We start from the raw sequence: 17,568 nt of genomic DNA, 5'->3' as shown, positions 1-17,568 counted from the left end.
TGTCGTGATTAAGCCGCGTTATTGATCGAGCAATCAGCATCTGGGGTTGTCTTTGCTGCTAATTGTTCAGGTTCAAAGTCATCAACATTAATCGTACGTAAACGACCTAATTCAGCACGGCGCAATAGCTCTGCTTCCGCATGTTCAATCACACCGAGTTCAAGTCCTTTATCTGCAACATTACCTAACTGTACAAACGGATATTTTTTGTTCGCTGCTTTACAAACGCGATCATAAATCGGCTCAGCGGCAAGAATATCGTTAAGTGCTGCTTCCATCATACCGACTGGATTCCCTTCAGATGCTTCTAAGAATTGACCTCGACCTAGGCGATCTCGAGTTTCTGATGGGGTTTGTGCTAAACGAGCAACGGCATGATCTAAATTATCACTTGGTTTGATACGACGTTGACCTAATGGGAACAGTACAACACGTAGTGCGCCAGCAATGAACTTATTAGGGAAGTTACTTAGGAAGTCATCAAGTGCTGTTTCTGCTTGGTATAATGAATCCTGTAGACCCCAATGTACTAATGGAAGATCTTGTTGCTGATAACCATCATCGGCATAACGTTTTAATGTCGCTGATGATAAATAAAGCTGGCTAAGCACATCACCTAAACGGGCTGATAAACGCTCTTTACGTTTTAATGAACCACCAAGCACTGCCATGGAAATATCAGCCAGTAGAGCAAGGTTTGCACTGTAACGGTTAAGTTGTTGGTAATAACGGGTGGTTGCATCTTTACGTGGTGCGGATGAACCGTAGCCATCGGTAATACCTAACCAGAAAGAGCGTGCCATGTTACTTATCACGAAGCCCACATGAGCAAATACTGCTTTATCAAAGCTCTCTAAGGCTTGTTTTTTATCATCATTATAAGCGGCGTTCATCTCTTCTAACACATAAGGATGACAACGGATTGCACCTTGTCCAAAGATGATCATTGAACGTGTTAGAATATTTGCCCCTTCAACGGTGACAGCAATAGGTGCGCCTTGATAACCACGAGCAATAAAGTTGCTCGGTCCCATACAGATCCCCTTACCACCTACGATATCCATCGCATCAATCACACCGCGTTGGCTTCGATGGGTACAATGGTATTTTACAATCGCTGAGATAACGGAAGGTTTTTCACCAAGATCGATACCAGCGACGGTTAGGGTACTGGCTGCATCTAAGACATAAGCATTACCCACAATACGTGCAAGTGGCTCTTCAATACCTTCCATTTTACCAATTGGCATTTTGAATTGGCGACGAATGCGAGCATAAGCTCCTGTTGCGATTGCTGCAGTTTTTAATCCACCCGTTGAGTTAGACGGTAGAGTAATACCGCGACCAACCGATAGACATTCCACGAGCATACGCCATCCTTGGCCTGCCATTTCCTGACCACCGATAATAAAATCAATAGGGACAAAGATTTTGTTACCTTTAGTTGGACCATTTTGGAATGGCACATTAAGAGGGAAGTGACGACGACCAATCTCAACGCCCTCTAGATCGGTTGGGATCAATGCACAAGTGATACCCAGTTCTTTTTGATCTCCGAGTAAGTTGTCAGGATCCGAGAGTTTAAAGGCAAGACCTAGTACCGTAGCAACTGGTGCTAGGGTGATATAGCGTTTGTTCCATGTTAATTCCATACCAAGGACTTCTTCGCCTTGCCACATACCTTTTTTCACAATACCGAAATCTGGAATTGAGCCGGCATCTGAGCCTGCTTCTGGGCTAGTTAAGGCAAAACAAGGGATTTCCTGACCTGCTGCTAAGCGGGGTAAATAATGGTTTTTCTGCTCTTCAGTACCATAGTGTTGAAGCAGTTCACCTGGACCTAGTGAATTAGGAACACCAACGGTTGATGATAATACAGCAGAGACACCTGTTAATTTTTGCAGTACTAGGGATTGGGCATAGGCAGAAAACTCAAGTCCACCATATTGCTTTTTAATGATCATGGCGAAGAACTTATGATCTTTTAAGTATTGCCATACTTCGGGTGGTAGATCGGCAAGTTCATGGGTAATTTGAAAATCATTCACCATACGGCAAAGTTCATTTACTGGTCCATCGAGAAAAGCTTGCTCTTCTGCTGAAAGGGTTGGCGCGGGAATATCATGGAGCTTTTTCCAGTCTGGATTGCCACCAAATAAATCAGCTTCCCACCACACTGTACCGGCATCGATTGCTTCTTTTTCAGTACGAGACATTTCTGGCATTACACCTTTAAAGGCTTTTAATGCAGGAGTGGCAAGATATTTTTTACGCAAGGTCGGGATATTAAGAGGAATAGCAATCGCAGCGAAAATTAACCAGCTAACAACACCTGTAATAGAAAAAACAGTACCGATTAATAGTGTTGCAGCAATTACCGCCGTAAAGGTTTTTAATGACGCGCGATGATACGCCAATATGAACATAACACCGATAAAGCTAATGACATACGCAAGCGTAACCATAGAGATTCTCCTTAATCTGTGTATTAAGACTGTTTAACACATCATCAGGAATAATTGAGCTACACCTGACTTCATGATGGAGAGTTCAGTACATTGCTACACATTTTATTGTTAATTATAGGGTAATTATTAGCAAGGTAAGAGGTCTTACCACTTTTTAATTATTGTAATGTGTTTTTTAACAAAATGTAAAATAGTTTTTCGGTTCGAAAGTAAACTGTTACGTGTATAAAATGGGCTTAAGTCAGGTTATTAAAGGGATTGATCGAGATCATTGTGACTATTTTTTTTACTTGCAGATTTTTAGCAGAGCGTTAACATACGCCGTGTTGTGATACTGTTCACGTTATTTGAGGTGGTTGATTTTTAACCATCTATGCTGGATTGTATTTCCCTTTGTTGCCTTTCCCGATTCCGACTGACACATGCCCGCCGGACCCCCTACATCGGGTTGACATTAATTCCTGTTTATCAAATGTACGCAAAGTACAAGAGGTCTTGTTGTGTTGTTATTTCATGCTTTATCACAGGCGTGGAAGGATGGTTATTCCTTCTCTAAACTTCGTGCCGATATTGTATCGGGTATTACTGTTGGTATTGTGGCTATCCCATTGGGGATGGCATTATCAATTGCTGTCGGTGTACCACCACAACATGGATTGTATACCGTCATTGTGGCGGGGTTTTTAGCGGCGTTATTAGGTGGTTCAAGGTTTAATATCACAGGTCCAACGGCGGCCTTTGTAGTCATCCTTTTACCAATCACCCAAAAATACGGCTTATCAGGGTTGATGCTGGCGACCATGATGTCAGGCATTATCCTATTATTGATGGGCATTTTTCGCTTAGGGCAGCTGGTGGCATATGTGCCATACCCAGTTACCACCGGCTTTACTGCGGGGGTTGGTTTTGTTATTGCTTTTTTGCAGCTTAAAGATTTATTAGGTCTACATATTCAAGGTAGCCCAATCCATTTTCCTGAAAAAGTGATGTCTTATGCCCATGCTTTACCTACTGCGAATTATGCTGATGCGATTGTCGGCGTGGTCACTATTTTTGTCTTTATTGGCTGGGCTAAATTAAAAACGCGCATTCCACCCCATTTAGTCTCGTTACTGGTAGGGACGGTTTTAGCCTTAGCAGTAAATAAAGTTGGTCCTGAGCATGTGACTTTGTTGGGTGAGAAATTTAGCTACACCATTGGTAGCCTCGTGGGTCATGGTATTCCACAAGAAGCGCCGCAGTTTATTGCGCTGTGGAAGTCCAATACATTTAATTGGGCAACCGTAATTGAATTAATGCCTTCAGCATTAACTATCGCGATGCTAGGTTGTATTGAATCGCTGTTATGCGCGGTTGTAGCTGATGGTATGACAAGTAAAAAACATAACCCTAATGCCGAACTTGTTGGTCAAGGGATCGCTAATATGGTAGTGCCGTTCTTTGGTGGTATTCCAGCAACGGCTGCGATTGCGCGTACGGCAACCAATATTCGATCTGGTGCGTTTTCACCGATATCTGGTATGACCCATGCGCTTTTTGTTTTAGCTGCGATGATGGTATTAGCACCAGTGCTCTCGTTCGTTCCAATGAGTGCATTGGCTGGCTTATTAATTATGGTGGCATGGAATATGTCTGAAGCGCCTCACTTTGTGCATACATTAAAGGTCGCACCACGTCGTGATGTTGCCGTCTTGATGACGTGCTTTATCTTAACCGTTGCGTTTGACATGGTTGTAGCCGTTATTGTGGGGTTATTACTTGCAGGTGTATTATTTATTCAGCGTATTGCGACATTAACAACAGTCACGATCACTCATGATGAGCATCCTCACCTCTATTTGGGTCATGATGTAGTGGTCTATGATATTAATGGCCCATTATTTTTTGCCGCGAGTGAGAAAGCATTTTCTGTTATTGAACATGCAACGATAGAAACCCGCGCTGTTGTTCTTGATTTTAGTGATGTCTCAACGATTGATATTACTGCTATTCATGCCTTTGATATGGCGTTAGAACGCCTGTCTGAGTTACCTGTTTATTTATTGGGTGCTCAGCCGCATGTTGAACGTAAACTCTACCATGCTGGAATATTTGAGGCAGAGAATGTGCATTTAGCCCACTCTATTAGTCATTTACAGCAAGTTTTACTGATTAATTCTCACAATGATTCTGATCAGGAGTCGACACTGTAAGTTATTTGTATGTAAACTGCGAATAACGGTGTATTTAAAACATCAGGCGGGTATTTACCCGCTTGATTTGTATCTAAAGAATAATAGAGAGAATCGTTTATGTATCAGGATCTGATCCGCGCTGAACTAACAGACGCAGCTGATGTGCTAAATCGCTTTTTAAGTGATGATAAAAACCTTGCTGATATTGAAGCGGCAGCAAAGCTATTGGCTGATTCCTTTAAGCAAGGCGGTAAAGTACTGTCTTGTGGTAATGGTGGTTCACATTGTGATGCAATGCACTTTGCTGAAGAGCTAACGGGTCGTTACCGCGAAAACCGTCCTGGTTATCCTGGTATCGCGATTTCTGATCCAAGCCACTTATCATGTGTAAGTAATGACTTCGGCTATGAATACGTATTTTCGCGCTATTTAGAAGCTGTTGGCGCTAAAGGTGATGTATTGTTTGGTCTATCTACTTCTGGTAATTCAGGCAATATTTTAAAAGCGATTGAAGCTGCAAAAGCCAAAGGTATGAAGACAATTGCCTTAACCGGTAAAGATGGCGGTCAGATGGCTGGCTTAGCGGATGTTGAAATTCGTGTTCCTCACTTCGGTTATGCGGATCGCATTCAAGAAATTCATATTAAGATTATTCATATTTTAATTATGCTAGTGGAAAAGGAAATGGCAGCAGAATAAGCCTTAGGTCATTCTGGCTATTGATAAGTATCGTTAATTAATAATAAAAGGGCATAAAGGAATATGTGTGAATTGCTAGGCATGAGCGCAAATGTGCCAACAGATATTTGCTTTAGTTTCACTGGATTAATGCAGCGAGGGGGTAATACAGGCCCTCATCGTGACGGTTGGGGTATTACGTTTTATGAAGGCAAGGGGTTTCGAACCTTTAAAGATCCTAATCCAAGCTGTCAGTCTCGTATTGCTGAATTAGTACAACAATATCCAATAAAAAGCCGGGCAGTAGTGAGCCATATTCGCCAAGCTAACCGTGGTGGAGTTAACTTAGAAAACACCCATCCATTTACCCGTGAGCTTTGGGGAAATTATTGGACGTTTGCTCATAACGGTCAGTTAACGGGTTATGAGAGTTTGGAAACTGGTAGACATAAAGCGGTAGGTGATACCGACAGTGAAATTGCTTTCTGTTGGTTGCTCAATCAACTTGAATCGAAGTTTACAGAATTGCCGGACGATTTAAATCCAGTATTTAGCTACTTTGCTGAGTGTTGTGAGCAGTTACGTCAGCTTGGCGTTTACAATATGCTATTAAGCAATGGTGAGTACGTACTTACCTATTGTACCAATAATTTGCATTGGATCACGCGTCGAGCACCATTTGGCCAAGCCTCATTGATTGATGAAGATGTCACAATTGATTTTCAACAAGAAACGACACCTAAGGATGTGGTGACGGTCATTGCAACTCAACCGTTAACTAATGATGAAAGTTGGCACAAAATGGCAATAGGTGAGTTTATTGCGTTCCATTTTGGTGAGCCAGTATTTAATCAACTGGCGGCTGAATAAGTCGCTGTAAGATCGAACGGTTATAACAATTTGGCTGACAAAAGAAAGGGCGATCAAATGATCGCCTTTTTTATTGTTAACATTATCTTCAAAGGAAAATACAACAAATAAGCCATAGTCATGCTCCTAACTTTTTATTTTATGGCGGGTTAAATATATTTATTGAATAGTAGGTTTTATTTTTTAACGCTGAGTAAGTTTTTTATTAAAAATATAAACGAATTTTTGTGATAAAATATGTAATAGTTTTATTGTTAGATATTTTAGGTTTGCTATGAAAAAGAATGATATTGAAGAGAGACTGAGTTTGGTTTGTTATTTAATTGACAGTGAACCTAATGAAAAATATTCATTGCAAGAGCTAAGTGATGTTGTAAGACTCTCAAAGTATCATTTTCAGCGTGTATTTAAATCTATGGTTGGTGTTAGTCCACATCGTTATATATTACTTTCTCGACTACGTCGTGCTTCTTTCGAATTAGTTTACTTTAAAGAGCTAAAAATAATAGATATTGCACTTTTAGCTGGATTTGAAAGTCCTGAAGCATTTACTCGCGCATTTGTTAGGCTATTTGATCAAACGCCAACAGAGTTTAGAAAGAGCCCTCAATGGTCAAGTTGGGGGCATAGGTTTAATATTCGAGTACCCGTGAGAGAAAAGAAGTATGAAATTAAAATAGAGGAATACCCGAGTAGGGAATGTGTAATGATTACTCACAAAGGGGAATATCTGGAAGGCATGAAAACTTTTGATATATTAGTTTCATGGTTGGTAGAAAATAATTTCTATAGTGAAACAAGTGTTAAATCGATACCGTTTATTACTATTCCATATGCAAACCCCTTAGAGAGCGCGGGATCTGATTATCGATGTGATATTGCCATTTCAATTAACTGTAAAGTCTTGCCTAATGATCTTGGTATATTTTCAGGAACCATTTCAAGAGGATATTTTGCTGTTGTTACTTATGTTGGACAAAGAGAAGTTTATGGTTTTGTTCATGCCATCACTAATGTTCTTACCGAATGGTTACCAGAAACACAATGGGAGCCATTACCAGCTCCCATCCTTTTTGAGCATATTAACTCTCCGCTTTTCGTTCCTGAAACGGAATTAATTACAAAAGTCTGTATACCGGTATGCAGGAAAATTAATCCTTAAATAGCTTATAGGGTTAGTATAAAGTTAATACCAAAATGAGTATAACAATCATAAAGAAAGACAAAATAAGGCTATTCGTTATCGAATAGAATATTACCTTTAAGCCAGGTTAAGTTTGATGTCATTCCTGCTAATAGCCAAGTTGATGCATTTAAGCAGAATAAAACAGCAATATGATCTAAACCATCTATCGAATCACCATGTAAGTAACTAGGTTTCACAGGGTAATGAGCGACGTAAGAGCATTCAGAACCCAATGAAAGTTGTTTATAATTTTGTACCCAACTTGTCAGTACTGCTTTACTAGGTTGGGCTTTCGGCTGATTTAAAATAGTTATACAAGAATCATTATCTTCAGGTGTTCGTCTAAATTTATTGATTGCATGACGTATATCTTGAGCCGTCAGGGTACTTTCACTACTGATAATTATTGGCTTGATATAATTTCCAACATCCGTCTCATCAAGGTAATTGATATGAGGTCTCGCATTTACTGGAAATATGGCTAGATCTGGCTTTACTGAATTAAAAAATAATGAACTGATAATATCATGGGTAGACACCCATTCACCGTGCAAGTTTTCGTTAGTTTCATCTTTTAATTTATGAATTAATTCTAAGTTTATCTTTTTCGCAAACGTCTTTTTTTCTATGGAAGTTAAATTATTAACCTCTCCTTCGATTCTGGAAAATTGTAATTTCCTCTCAAAGTTAAAAGGTTTAATTTCTTCATCAAAGCTTAATAAACTTAATAGCTGATAATAGCTTGTTCCATCACCAATAATATGATTCATTGAATAGATAATCGCAAATTCTTTTTCTTTTTTATCTTCAATGAGACTAAACTTTATTAATGGAGTATCAATGTTAATACATTCTTTTGTTGGTAATGGGTAAAGTTTATTAATTACCTCTTTGTCTTGGCTATTATCGATTATTTCAATAAGATTATTAATGTTTGCGTTTTCATTCAACAAATCTTTTATATCAAAAAACTCTAAAAATGGGGAACTATCATTAACTATTTCTGGTATTTGACATGCAATTTCATCATCATTATTGCTTATTAGTTTCGCTCCAATCCAAGGGTTTGCATTTAAAATTTCTTTAAATCTATCCTTTAATTTATCTAGAGGAGGGGTTCCATTAAACCTTGAAATTGTTGCAACGATACCATCGTGGCGACCTGTGTTGATTTCTGACTTTAGAAGTGGACTGATTGGCATATATTTATACTCTTGGTTTTATTGTGAGAAAATTATAAAACCAAATCGTAATAATTACCTGACCGATATTGCTATTTAGATATTTGATGTGAATTTAAAAAAAATACTGAAGCATACTCAGTATACTTCAGCAAGTTTGGTATTAATATTGTGTTTCTATTTAACTATCTTCGGCGGCGTAGCCATGAGCACCAAGTTCTAAACCATCTAAATATGCTTTTCGATTTTTCATGGTTAAGCGTTCATCGGCTAACCATTTTACAACAATTGGATAAATGCCGTGTTCTTGTGTTAGCACGCGTGAAGCGAGAGTATCGGCATTATCATCCTCAAAAACGGGAACTTTAGCTTGCAGTACTACAGGTCCGCCATCTAATTCTTCTGTGACAAAGTGAACACTGGTTCCGTGCTCTTTATCTGATGCATCAATAGCACGCTGGTGGGTGCGTAGGCCCGGATATTTAGGCAGTAGAGAAGGGTGAATATTTACCATTTTGCCCATGTAATGAAGAACAAATTCTTTACTCAGAATACGCATATAGCCCGCGAGCACAATAATATCAGGTTGGTATTCATCTATTTGTTTCATTAATTCATTATCGAAAGCTTCACGAGATTCAAATGACTTTGGATTAATAAAATGATCAGCAGCGCCAAATTGTTTCGCACGCTCTAAACCGTAAGCTTCTTTTTTATTAGAAAAAACGGCAACAACTTTTGCGTTTGGTATTTGGGCTTCAAAAATGGCTTGTAGGTTGCTTCCGCTACCTGAAATGAGAACAACGATATTTTTCATAATCTGGGACTACTATTGTGTTGTAAGCTGGAGATGTATCATGGCTAAACTAGTACATTTTTAAAGGTTATTGAAGTATAGATAGCAGAATGAGGACATAGCGTCCTCATTCTTTTTACTAGTTAGCACTGTTGAGAGTTATTTGATCTCAACTTGCTCTTCGTTATCAGCAGCGTTCGCAATTTCACCTAGTAGCCATGCGTTTTCGCCTTCAGCATTTAGGATATCAATGGCTTGTTGTGCTTGGTCTTGTGGAAGGGCAATCACCAGGCCAACACCACAGTTAAACGTACGGTACATTTCGTAAGTTTCTACATTACCTGCAGTTTGTAGCCAGTTGAAGATTGCAGGCCATTGCCAGCTCGCACCATTTACAACCGCTTTTGTGCCAGTAGGAAGGACACGTGGGATATTTTCCCAGAAACCACCGCCTGTAATGTGTGAAATAGCATGTACGTCACAGCTCTCCATCATTTTTAGCGTTGATTTAACGTAAATTTTGGTTGGTGTTAATAGGTGTTCAGAAAGTGTTTTACCTTCTAATTCTTCACTCAAATCAGCATTGGATACTTCAATGATTTTACGTACTAATGAGTAACCGTTTGAGTGTGGACCGCTTGAACCTACAGCGATAAGTGCATCACCAGCAGTCACTTTTGAGCCATCGATGATATCTGCTTTTTCAACAACACCAACGCAGAAGCCTGCCACATCGTAATCTTCACCGTGGTACATGCCCGGCATTTCAGCAGTTTCACCACCAATTAGAGCACAACCTGATTGGATACAGCCTTCGCCAATACCTGTTACAACACTTGCTGCTGTATCAATATCTAACTTACCGGTAGCATAGTAATCAAGGAAGAACAGAGGTTCAGCACCTTGAACAATAAGATCGTTAACACACATAGCAACCAGATCGATACCGATTGAATCGTGTTGATTTAAATCCATAGCCAAGCGAAGTTTAGTTCCTACACCATCCGTGCCTGAAACTAAAACTGGCTCTTTATATTTGGTTGGTAGTGAACAAAGTGCACCAAAACCACCAATTCCCCCCATAACTTCTGGGCGATGAGTACGTTTTACCACCCCTTTAATACGGTCTACTAATGCATTACCAGCATCGATATCAACACCAGCATCTTTGTAACTAAGAGAAGAGTTTTTGTCGCTCACAGATGATCCCTCAACGTATTAAAGTAAAAAAGCGAATACATGATAACAGCAGTCACCGCCTAAAGGAAAACGTTTGCGTCAATTTTTTTAGCTGGGTGTTAAGTAAACAGTTAAACGTTTACTACTATCTGCAATCGTTTGGCTTAGTATATAATGATGCGATTTTATTTTTTATTTGCTCAGGAGTCAGAGATGAAAGTTGTTGAGGTAAAACACCCACTGGTTAAACATAAGATTGGTCTTATGCGCGAAGGTGACATCAGCACTAAGCGTTTCCGTGAGTTAGCAACTGAAGTTGGTAGTCTACTGACATATGAAGCGACTTCAGACTTCGAGACAGAAAAAGTTACGATTGAAGGTTGGAATGGTCCAGTAGAAATTGACCAGCTCAAAGGTAAAAAAGTAACGGTTGTGCCAATTCTTCGTGCAGGTTTAGGTATGATGGATGGTGTGCTTGAGCATATGCCAAGTGCACGTATCAGCGTTGTTGGTATCTACCGTGATGAAGAAACACTTGAGCCAGTTCCATACTTCAACAAGTTAGCATCGAATATCGACGAGCGTATTGCGCTTGTTGTTGACCCTATGCTAGCAACGGGTGGTTCTATGATTGCAACACTAGATCTATTAAAAGAGCACGGTTGTACGCAATTTAAAGTGCTAGTGTTAGTTGCGGCACCAGAAGGTATTGCTGCACTAGAGAAAGCACACCCTGATGTTGAGCTATATACCGCTGCAATTGATGAGAAGCTAAACGATAAAGGCTACATCGTTCCTGGTTTAGGCGATGCAGGTGATAAAATCTTCGGTACTAAGTAATTAGTAAACAAGATAAAAAATAAAACCGGACATTACGTCCGGTTTTTTATTTCTGAAAAGTGCTAAACGTTAAGATAAGCAATTATAAGTGCTCTGTATCTTCGATTTGAGCATTGTCTACCACATTATTCTCGCCCAAGTCTTTGGGTAAAATCAGGTTGAGTAAAATCGCAACAATACCGCATAAGCTCACGCCTTGTAGGCTAAATTCACCAATACCAAAAGCCATGCCACCAATACCAAAAACCAATGTTACAGCGACAATCACTAAGTTACGCGCTTTATGTAAATCGACTTGATTTTTGATCAACGTATTTAAGCCAACAGTTGCGATAGAGCCAAATAGTAAAATCATAATACCGCCCATCACTGGTGCTGGAATCGTTTGTAATACGGCGCCTAATTTACCGACAAACGCTAATACTAATGCTGTTATCGCAGCCCATGTCATGATCACAGGATTAAAGGCTTTCGTTAACATTACCGCCCCCGTGACTTCTGAATAAGTCGTATTTGGTGGAGCGCCAACAAGGGATGCAGCAATCGTGGCGATACCATCACCCGCCATAGTGCGGTGTAAGCCTGGCTTTTTTAGGTAATCTTTTCCTGTCACGTTTGAGATTGCCAGCATATCACCTACGTGCTCTACCGCTGGCGCGATAGCAACAGGGATCATAAAGAGTACTGCGTTAATATTAAATTCAGGAAAGGTGAAGTTAGGAAGTGCTAACCAACTTGCATTATGAACAGGCGAAAAGTCAACCACACCAAAGGCAATACTTGTAATATAGCCTGCAGTGATCCCCCCGACGATAGGAACAAGCTTTAATATACCCTTAGCAAAGACACTTAAGCCAATCGTGACGATTAACGAAATGGCTGAAATCCATAGTGCGGTATCGTGAGCAATCAACTGTACGCCACCATCCCCCGTTTTACCTACTGCCATATTGACGGCTGCTGGCGCTAAACCTAAGCCGATCACCATAATAACAGGGCCGACGACAACGGGAGGAAGCAATTTGTGAATAAAGCCAACGCCTCGTATTTTGATGATAACTCCCATAATGACGTAGACAATACCAGCCATCATTAGGCCGCCCATAGTACTTGCGATTCCCCACGTTTGAATGCCATACATAATAGGGGCGATAAAAGCAAAAGATGATGCGAGGAAGATAGGAACAGAACGTTTTGTGACAAGTTGAAAAAGGAGGGTTCCTATACCTGCGCCGAAGAGGGCTACGCTAGGATCAAGCCCCGTAAGTAATGGGACTAGAACGAGTGCGCCAAATGCAACGAATAACATTTGGGCACCTTGTAATACCTGCATCATATTCAAAATCACCTTGTCATAAAAAAAATCGCGCAATCCTATCACACAAAGCAAACGATTAACTAGGAAGACTAAGAGAAAAATAATGCTAATTTTTTAAATGCTAATATTTCTCACTAGAGAATATTTTCAGCAAATGGTTTGTTTCTTGCTTGTTGTATTGTTTTGGTTCAGGAAAAAGTACATATTGTAGAACTAATTAATTTTAGATTATGTAGCTATACAGAATATCAATGAGTCTTTAGGTCTTTTTGATTATCTTTTTATTTTTTGACGACTTATTTTTGTAAATTACGAGTGCGATATGTTGCGATTTGCGTTGTTATTTTTAGCTCTACTGGCTTTACCTATTAAAGCTGCTACTGTCAGTGATTTATATCAGGCTCAAGTAGTGATGCCTGCTGATGGTCAAAAACCCGATCAAGCTGCAAGAGAGCAAGGCTTTAAGCAAGTATTAGTTAAAGTGACAGGTAATCCGAATATTACCCAAAATAGTGTTGTAGCTCAGTCGATAGCAAACAGTTCAAATTACGTCAGCCAGTTTGGTTATGGCCAAGATAATGGACAGAAGACGCTAGATTTAACGTTTGATCAGGTACAAATTAAGCAGCTATTAACACAAGCTAAAGCGAATTTTTGGAGTGCTCAACGTCCTAATATTCTTGTTTGGATGGTTGATGATAACGGTAATAGCCGAGATATTTTATGGGATCAATCAACCAATGCACTCGTCGCTGATACAAAACAAGCTGCAAATGATCGTGGTCTACCCATTACTTTCCCTGTAGGTGATTTTAACGATGTTACAGCAGTACATGTATCTGATCTTTGGGGGAGTTTTATCGATCCCATCACTAGCGGAAGTCAACGTTATAATGCGGGGGGGTTATTATTAGTAAAAGCTCGTCAACAAGGTGCAGATAAGGTTGAATTAACATGGCAACTGTATGCTCAGCAGCCTAGAACGATTGCAGCTGATACTCAACCTATTACCGGCAAAGCGAGCGGTACATTGGCACAAGCTAGCCGCGATATGATGAATCAAGTGACGAACCCATTAGCGCAGAAATATGCTGTCGCATTAGGTGGTGTCGCGTCAGGCAGCGTTAATATTGAAGTGGAGAATGTCAATTCAACAGAAGACTTTTTCACGCTTGAACGTATGCTTAATCATATGACGACAGTAAGTAGTGCTAATGCGGTAAATATTAAAGGTGATAAGGTTATTTTCCGTACGAACTTATCAGCATCTGATGCTGAGTTTAAGCGCGAATTGAGCCATGAGAGTCGCATTAGTGCCGATGATTCTACTGTTACTAATGCTAACACAATGACACTGCCAAATACTGATGTGAGCCAAGATCCTAATTCGTTGGATGTGACAGCGACGCAATCACAGCCACAAATTCAACCAGAAAACTATGTTGCGCCTGATGATATGTATATATGGCATAACTAGAATCCGGTGTTGATAGCAATGATTAAGCCCTCACTATGAGGGCTTTTTAATATCTCATAATTAGAGAATGAGCGATTGGTTTAATTTTTAGGTGGTTCAAAACGTTCGCGTTCTTGTCGCTCCACTTGCGATAGGCGCTGGAGTTTTATGCCTAGCTCTTTTGCTCTTATGCGTGCAAAAAGTATGTTACTGAGAAAAGCTATGGTTACGAGTACTAGTTCTATGCCAGCTAACCAGCGTTCGCCTTCATCAATAGTGAGTAGCGTTAGAGCATGCAGGAAATAAAACATTAAAATGAAGTTAGACCATGCGTAAGTATAAGGTTTCGCAGCTAACATTCCACGTAATGGCAATAGTAAAGGAATGATCCAAATAACAGCCATTGCCCAGTTATTAAGGTGTGGGTGGGGAGAGAGGGTTATTTGCCATAACGCAACCCATAGCATAAGGGCTAAATTCGTACAGACGGCAAAGCGGTAAATGTATTGTGTTTGAGTCTGCATTGGAGGCATCGAATGTTCCTTTTCGTTAGCCATATGAGTTAACGCTGAAGTTGCATAGCGGTGAGTGCGAGCCGTTTACCGAGAGCTTGTGCAAGTTCAATTTCATCACTATGGAGTTGCTTATTAGTACCAATGTTGAGATGTGAAGCCCCATAGGGTGTACCTCCATGTTGCGTTGTATGCAAAGTGGGTTCGGAATAAGGGATCCCAACAATTAGCATGCCGTGATGCAATAACGGTAACATCATCGATTGTAACGTTGTTTCTTGACCGCCATGCATGGAGGAGGATGAGGTAAATACACAGGCTGGTTTATCGATTAATGTACCTGATAACCATTCCTGGCTAGTGCTATCAATAAAGTGTTTTAATGGCGCTGCCATATTACCAAACCGAACAGGGCTTCCCATCGCTAAACCAATGCAATGTTTCAGATCGTCATGACTGACAATTGGATCAAGGTTTGATTGCTGAAGATCATTTGTTCCGATTTCAGCAACCGTTCTTAGCACTGCTTCACAACCAGATACTTGCTCAATACCGCGACCAATGTGTCGTGCTAACTGACGTGTATTACCATGACGGCTGTAATAAAGAACTAAGATTTTCTGCATTATAAAATATCCAATACTTGCTCTGGTGGACGACCCAATGCGGCTTTTTCACCTTTTACCACTATTGGACGTTCGATTAGCTTTGGATGAGTACTCATTGCAATGAAGAGTGCCTCATCAGATACGTCATTATTACCGAGTCCAAGAGCTTTATAATCTGCTTCTTTAGTACGCATCATCTTACGCACAGAGTCCAAGCCCAGTTGGCGGTATAACGTTTCTAATTCCGCGATACTTGGTGTTTGTTCTAGATATTTAATGATAGTCGGTGTGATCCCTTTTTCTTCTAATAACGCCAGTGTTTCACGGCTTTTAGAACAACGAGGATTATGATAAATAGTGACTGACATGACCTCTCCTGAATGACAGTATTTGCTGGGTATTTTATTCGTATTGATTTATTGTTGATAATCTATAATAAATTAATCAATACGTTATTGTAATGCTTTGAATTTTTGACGTTGAAAGCGAAGTTGATCAATTCGTGCGTCATAACGGGCTTGAGCCATTGATCCTAATTTTGCCATCTGTGCTGCTTGCATATAATTATTAATAGCTTTATCCCATTGTGCTCGCAAGGCAAGTAATTCACCAAATGATGCAAGCTCAGCGGCACGATTACCTAGTTTTGCATAACTTTTTGCCAATAATGCCCAACCATTTATATCGTCAGGATGATCATAGGTATAGCGATTTAATATTTGGATACTCTTTTGATACTTTCCTGCTTCTAAGTATGCATTGGCTAAATTTATTCGTAATATACTACTATCGGGATTATTTTTTTGAGCATTTATTAATCGAGAAATAGCACGCTCATATTGTTTTTGATTGAGATCGAGATCTGTTGCAGCATCGATGTAGAACATATTATCGGGTTCACCTGCAATTAATGGATCAAGTAATTGGTGAGCTTGTTGATATTTTGCATTATCGATATAAACCAAAGCTTTACCGTAATTGAGTTCTTTACGACGATTTGGCGCTGCCTTTTTTAATTCTCGATTTAGCCAGTTTAATGATGATGTTTCACTAAAACCTGCGTTACGTGCGACAACACGTGAGCGCGCAAGTAAGTATCGCTCAGATGGTGGAAGTACAACGGTAGGGTAATTCCGTGCACGCATACGACTATCTGTGACGCGAGATTCTGGTAATGGGTGAGTAAGTAGCATTGCCGGTAATTTAGAGGTGTAACGATATTGTTCAGCTAAGCGCTCAAAAAAACGTGGCATGGCATGCGCATCAAAGCCTGCTTTGGCGAGTGTTTTAATACCTATACTATCAGCTTCTTTTTCGTTACTACGGGTAAAATTAATTTGTCCTTGTATATTTGCAGCTGTCGTTGCATGAATGGCTGCAATACCTGCTTCAGGTGCTGCTACGGTTAATAGTAAAGAACCAACCAATGCAGCCACAGTCAGTGGTGAATTTTTTGCGTCAGCTTCCATTTTTCGCGCTAAATGACGTTGTGTAACGTGGGCGATTTCATGGGCAAGCACAGAAGCCAGTTCACTTTCTGATTGTGCATGCAAAAATAATCCAGAATGAAGCGCAACATGGCCGCCAAAAAAAGCAAACGCATTGATTTCGTGATTTTGAATTAAGAAGAAATAAAAAGGTGTCCGTACACCTTCTGCATTCGCGACAAGCTTATGCCCTAATGATTGGACATAATCAGATAGCAAAGGATCGCTGATAACAGGCTGGCTCGCGCGTATAACTCGCATATATGCATCGCCATATTCACGCTCTTTATCAATCGTTAACGTAGAAGAGGCTGTCGTTCCCATTTCAGGTAAGCGATTATCATCACTAGCAATAGCTGGAATACTGCTACTAAGAAGAGCAGAGAGCAAAAGATAGGTCGGTGCTTTGGCAAATCGAAACATGGGAATGATACAACCTCCTTGTTGAGTTATCTTTAAATATCTATAGGTTAGGACACCGAAATACTTTAGAGGTTCGTTAATGTGATTCATGTCCTTTGTCTATCTCGCATCTTATATGTGCTGAGGTTACAATACGGTAATACAAAATATCTGTCACTTAAATGAAATGGAAATTATATCGCTTGATCTAATGGCCCAACGTTGTCCGCTGGCTTTATTGTTAGCTAAACGCGCATGCGTAACACTTCTTCCCAATCAAGGGTTAGAAATACGAATTTCAGACAGCGGAGCAAGATGTGATATCCCTCGTTTCTTGCATAATAATGGTTATATTACCGATATATTAGTTGATGATAATACTCAATTGGTCATGATGGTGAAAAAAGGATAGA

The 17,568-nt window shown here is 40.0% G+C and carries 16 protein-coding genes; 7 read left to right on the top strand and 9 right to left on the bottom strand.

The features are described 5' to 3' along the window. Positions 1–8: 8 nt before the first annotated feature. Positions 9–2,465 carry an acyl-CoA dehydrogenase FadE gene (gene fadE, locus SKA34_RS18765; protein ID WP_006647093.1) on the bottom strand — a complete coding sequence of 819 codons (2,457 nt, stop codon included), beginning with the start codon at positions 2,463–2,465 and terminating at the stop codon, positions 9–11. A 503-nt stretch (positions 2,466–2,968) separates the two neighbouring features. Between fadE and dauA the strand changes: the two genes are divergently transcribed. The 4 genes from dauA to SKA34_RS18745 all read left to right on the top strand — a co-directional run bounded on the left by dauA (position 2,969) and on the right by SKA34_RS18745 (position 7,352). Beyond that, the gene (dauA, locus tag SKA34_RS18760) at positions 2,969–4,660 is read left to right on the top strand and encodes a C4-dicarboxylic acid transporter DauA (RefSeq protein ID WP_006647092.1); all 1,692 of its coding nucleotides are present in this window, start codon (positions 2,969–2,971) and stop codon (positions 4,658–4,660) included. Between the two features lie 99 nt (positions 4,661–4,759). Next, positions 4,760–5,341: a D-sedoheptulose 7-phosphate isomerase gene (lpcA, locus tag SKA34_RS18755; RefSeq protein ID WP_006647091.1), complete on the top strand. Its 582-nt coding sequence runs from the start codon at positions 4,760–4,762 to the stop codon at positions 5,339–5,341. Between the two features lie 63 nt (positions 5,342–5,404). Beyond that, entirely contained in the window at positions 5,405–6,190 is a 786-nt protein-coding gene (locus SKA34_RS18750; protein WP_006647090.1) for a class II glutamine amidotransferase, read from the top strand. 274 nt (positions 6,191–6,464) lie between these two features. Continuing rightward, the gene (locus SKA34_RS18745) at positions 6,465–7,352 is read left to right on the top strand and encodes a GyrI-like domain-containing protein (protein ID WP_006647089.1); all 888 of its coding nucleotides are present in this window, start codon (positions 6,465–6,467) and stop codon (positions 7,350–7,352) included. Positions 7,353–7,423: 71 nt separating this feature from the next. Here the strand turns inward: SKA34_RS18745 and SKA34_RS18740 are convergent, their stop codons facing one another. The 3 genes from SKA34_RS18740 to purM form a co-directional block, all read right to left on the bottom strand. Beyond that, positions 7,424–8,578, bottom strand: coding sequence for a hypothetical protein (locus SKA34_RS18740; protein WP_006647088.1), 1,155 nt, complete (start codon positions 8,576–8,578; stop codon positions 7,424–7,426). Positions 8,579–8,738: 160 nt separating this feature from the next. After that, on the bottom strand, positions 8,739–9,374 hold the full coding sequence (gene purN / locus SKA34_RS18735) for a phosphoribosylglycinamide formyltransferase (RefSeq protein ID WP_006647087.1): 636 nt from the start codon (positions 9,372–9,374) through the stop codon (positions 8,739–8,741). Positions 9,375–9,512: 138 nt separating this feature from the next. After that, positions 9,513–10,553, bottom strand: a complete 1,041-nt coding sequence (gene purM, locus SKA34_RS18730) for a phosphoribosylformylglycinamidine cyclo-ligase (protein ID WP_006647086.1) — start codon at positions 10,551–10,553, stop codon at positions 9,513–9,515. 192 nt (positions 10,554–10,745) lie between these two features. Between purM and upp the strand changes: the two genes are divergently transcribed. Continuing rightward, the gene (upp, locus tag SKA34_RS18725; protein ID WP_005363504.1) at positions 10,746–11,372 is read left to right on the top strand and encodes a uracil phosphoribosyltransferase; all 627 of its coding nucleotides are present in this window, start codon (positions 10,746–10,748) and stop codon (positions 11,370–11,372) included. Between the two features lie 82 nt (positions 11,373–11,454). On the opposite strand, the gene SKA34_RS18720 is transcribed toward upp, so the two are convergent. Continuing rightward, complete coding sequence (locus tag SKA34_RS18720) at positions 11,455–12,708, bottom strand: uracil-xanthine permease family protein (RefSeq protein WP_006647085.1); 1,254 nt, start codon at positions 12,706–12,708, stop codon at positions 11,455–11,457. Between the two features lie 304 nt (positions 12,709–13,012). On the opposite strand from SKA34_RS18720, the gene SKA34_RS18715 reads away from it, so the two are divergent. Then, positions 13,013–14,167, top strand: coding sequence for a DUF2066 domain-containing protein (locus tag SKA34_RS18715; RefSeq protein ID WP_006647084.1), 1,155 nt, complete (start codon positions 13,013–13,015; stop codon positions 14,165–14,167). Positions 14,168–14,247: 80 nt separating this feature from the next. On the opposite strand, the gene SKA34_RS18710 is transcribed toward SKA34_RS18715, so the two are convergent. The 4 genes from SKA34_RS18710 to SKA34_RS18695 all read right to left on the bottom strand — a co-directional run bounded on the left by SKA34_RS18710 (position 14,248) and on the right by SKA34_RS18695 (position 17,176). Further along, entirely contained in the window at positions 14,248–14,679 is a 432-nt protein-coding gene (locus SKA34_RS18710) for a DUF2069 domain-containing protein (RefSeq protein WP_006647083.1), read from the bottom strand. Between the two features lie 29 nt (positions 14,680–14,708). Next, complete coding sequence (gene wrbA / locus SKA34_RS18705) at positions 14,709–15,284, bottom strand: NAD(P)H:quinone oxidoreductase (protein ID WP_006647082.1); 576 nt, start codon at positions 15,282–15,284, stop codon at positions 14,709–14,711. Then, complete coding sequence (gene arsC / locus SKA34_RS18700; protein ID WP_006647081.1) at positions 15,284–15,634, bottom strand: arsenate reductase (glutaredoxin); 351 nt, start codon at positions 15,632–15,634, stop codon at positions 15,284–15,286. Before arsC ends, wrbA begins: the two co-directional genes overlap by 1 nt. 84 nt (positions 15,635–15,718) lie before the next feature. Beyond that, positions 15,719–17,176 carry a M48 family metalloprotease gene (locus tag SKA34_RS18695; protein WP_006647080.1) on the bottom strand — a complete coding sequence of 486 codons (1,458 nt, stop codon included), beginning with the start codon at positions 17,174–17,176 and terminating at the stop codon, positions 15,719–15,721. 166 nt (positions 17,177–17,342) lie between these two features. Here SKA34_RS18695 and SKA34_RS18690 point away from each other — a divergent pair, with 166 nt between their 5' ends. Further along, the gene (locus SKA34_RS18690) at positions 17,343–17,567 is read left to right on the top strand and encodes a sulfurtransferase TusA family protein (RefSeq protein WP_006647079.1); all 225 of its coding nucleotides are present in this window, start codon (positions 17,343–17,345) and stop codon (positions 17,565–17,567) included. Position 17,568 lies beyond the last annotated feature (1 nt).

This window comes from Photobacterium sp. SKA34 (genome assembly GCF_000153325.1).
In the GTDB taxonomy this organism is placed as follows: Bacteria; Pseudomonadota; Gammaproteobacteria; order Enterobacterales; family Vibrionaceae; genus Photobacterium.
Note: the sequence above shows the minus strand (reverse complement) of the source record. Positions and strands in the feature narration are given on the sequence as shown.

Bases quoted from the DNA above. Each gene is read 5' to 3' on its own strand.
- SKA34_RS18750 (WP_006647090.1), top strand. From the start codon at position 5,405: ATGTGTGAATTGCTAGGCATGAGCGCAAATGTGCCAACAGATATTTGC.
- lpcA (WP_006647091.1), top strand. From the start codon at position 4,760: ATGTATCAGGATCTGATCCGCGCTGAACTAACAGACGCAGCTGATGTG.
- SKA34_RS18715 (WP_006647084.1), top strand. From the start codon at position 13,013: ATGTTGCGATTTGCGTTGTTATTTTTAGCTCTACTGGCTTTACCTATT.
- wrbA (WP_006647082.1), bottom strand. From the start codon at position 15,284: ATGCAGAAAATCTTAGTTCTTTATTACAGCCGTCATGGTAATACACGT.
- SKA34_RS18720 (WP_006647085.1), bottom strand. From the start codon at position 12,708: ATGATGCAGGTATTACAAGGTGCCCAAATGTTATTCGTTGCATTTGGC.
- SKA34_RS18745 (WP_006647089.1), top strand. From the start codon at position 6,465: ATGAAAAAGAATGATATTGAAGAGAGACTGAGTTTGGTTTGTTATTTA.
- SKA34_RS18710 (WP_006647083.1), bottom strand. From the start codon at position 14,679: ATGCCTCCAATGCAGACTCAAACACAATACATTTACCGCTTTGCCGTC.
- purN (WP_006647087.1), bottom strand. From the start codon at position 9,374: ATGAAAAATATCGTTGTTCTCATTTCAGGTAGCGGAAGCAACCTACAA.
- upp (WP_005363504.1), top strand. From the start codon at position 10,746: ATGAAAGTTGTTGAGGTAAAACACCCACTGGTTAAACATAAGATTGGT.
- arsC (WP_006647081.1), bottom strand. From the start codon at position 15,634: ATGTCAGTCACTATTTATCATAATCCTCGTTGTTCTAAAAGCCGTGAA.
- fadE (WP_006647093.1), bottom strand. From the start codon at position 2,465: ATGGTTACGCTTGCGTATGTCATTAGCTTTATCGGTGTTATGTTCATA.
- SKA34_RS18690 (WP_006647079.1), top strand. From the start codon at position 17,343: ATGGAAATTATATCGCTTGATCTAATGGCCCAACGTTGTCCGCTGGCT.
- SKA34_RS18695 (WP_006647080.1), bottom strand. From the start codon at position 17,176: ATGTTTCGATTTGCCAAAGCACCGACCTATCTTTTGCTCTCTGCTCTT.
- SKA34_RS18740 (WP_006647088.1), bottom strand. From the start codon at position 8,578: ATGCCAATCAGTCCACTTCTAAAGTCAGAAATCAACACAGGTCGCCAC.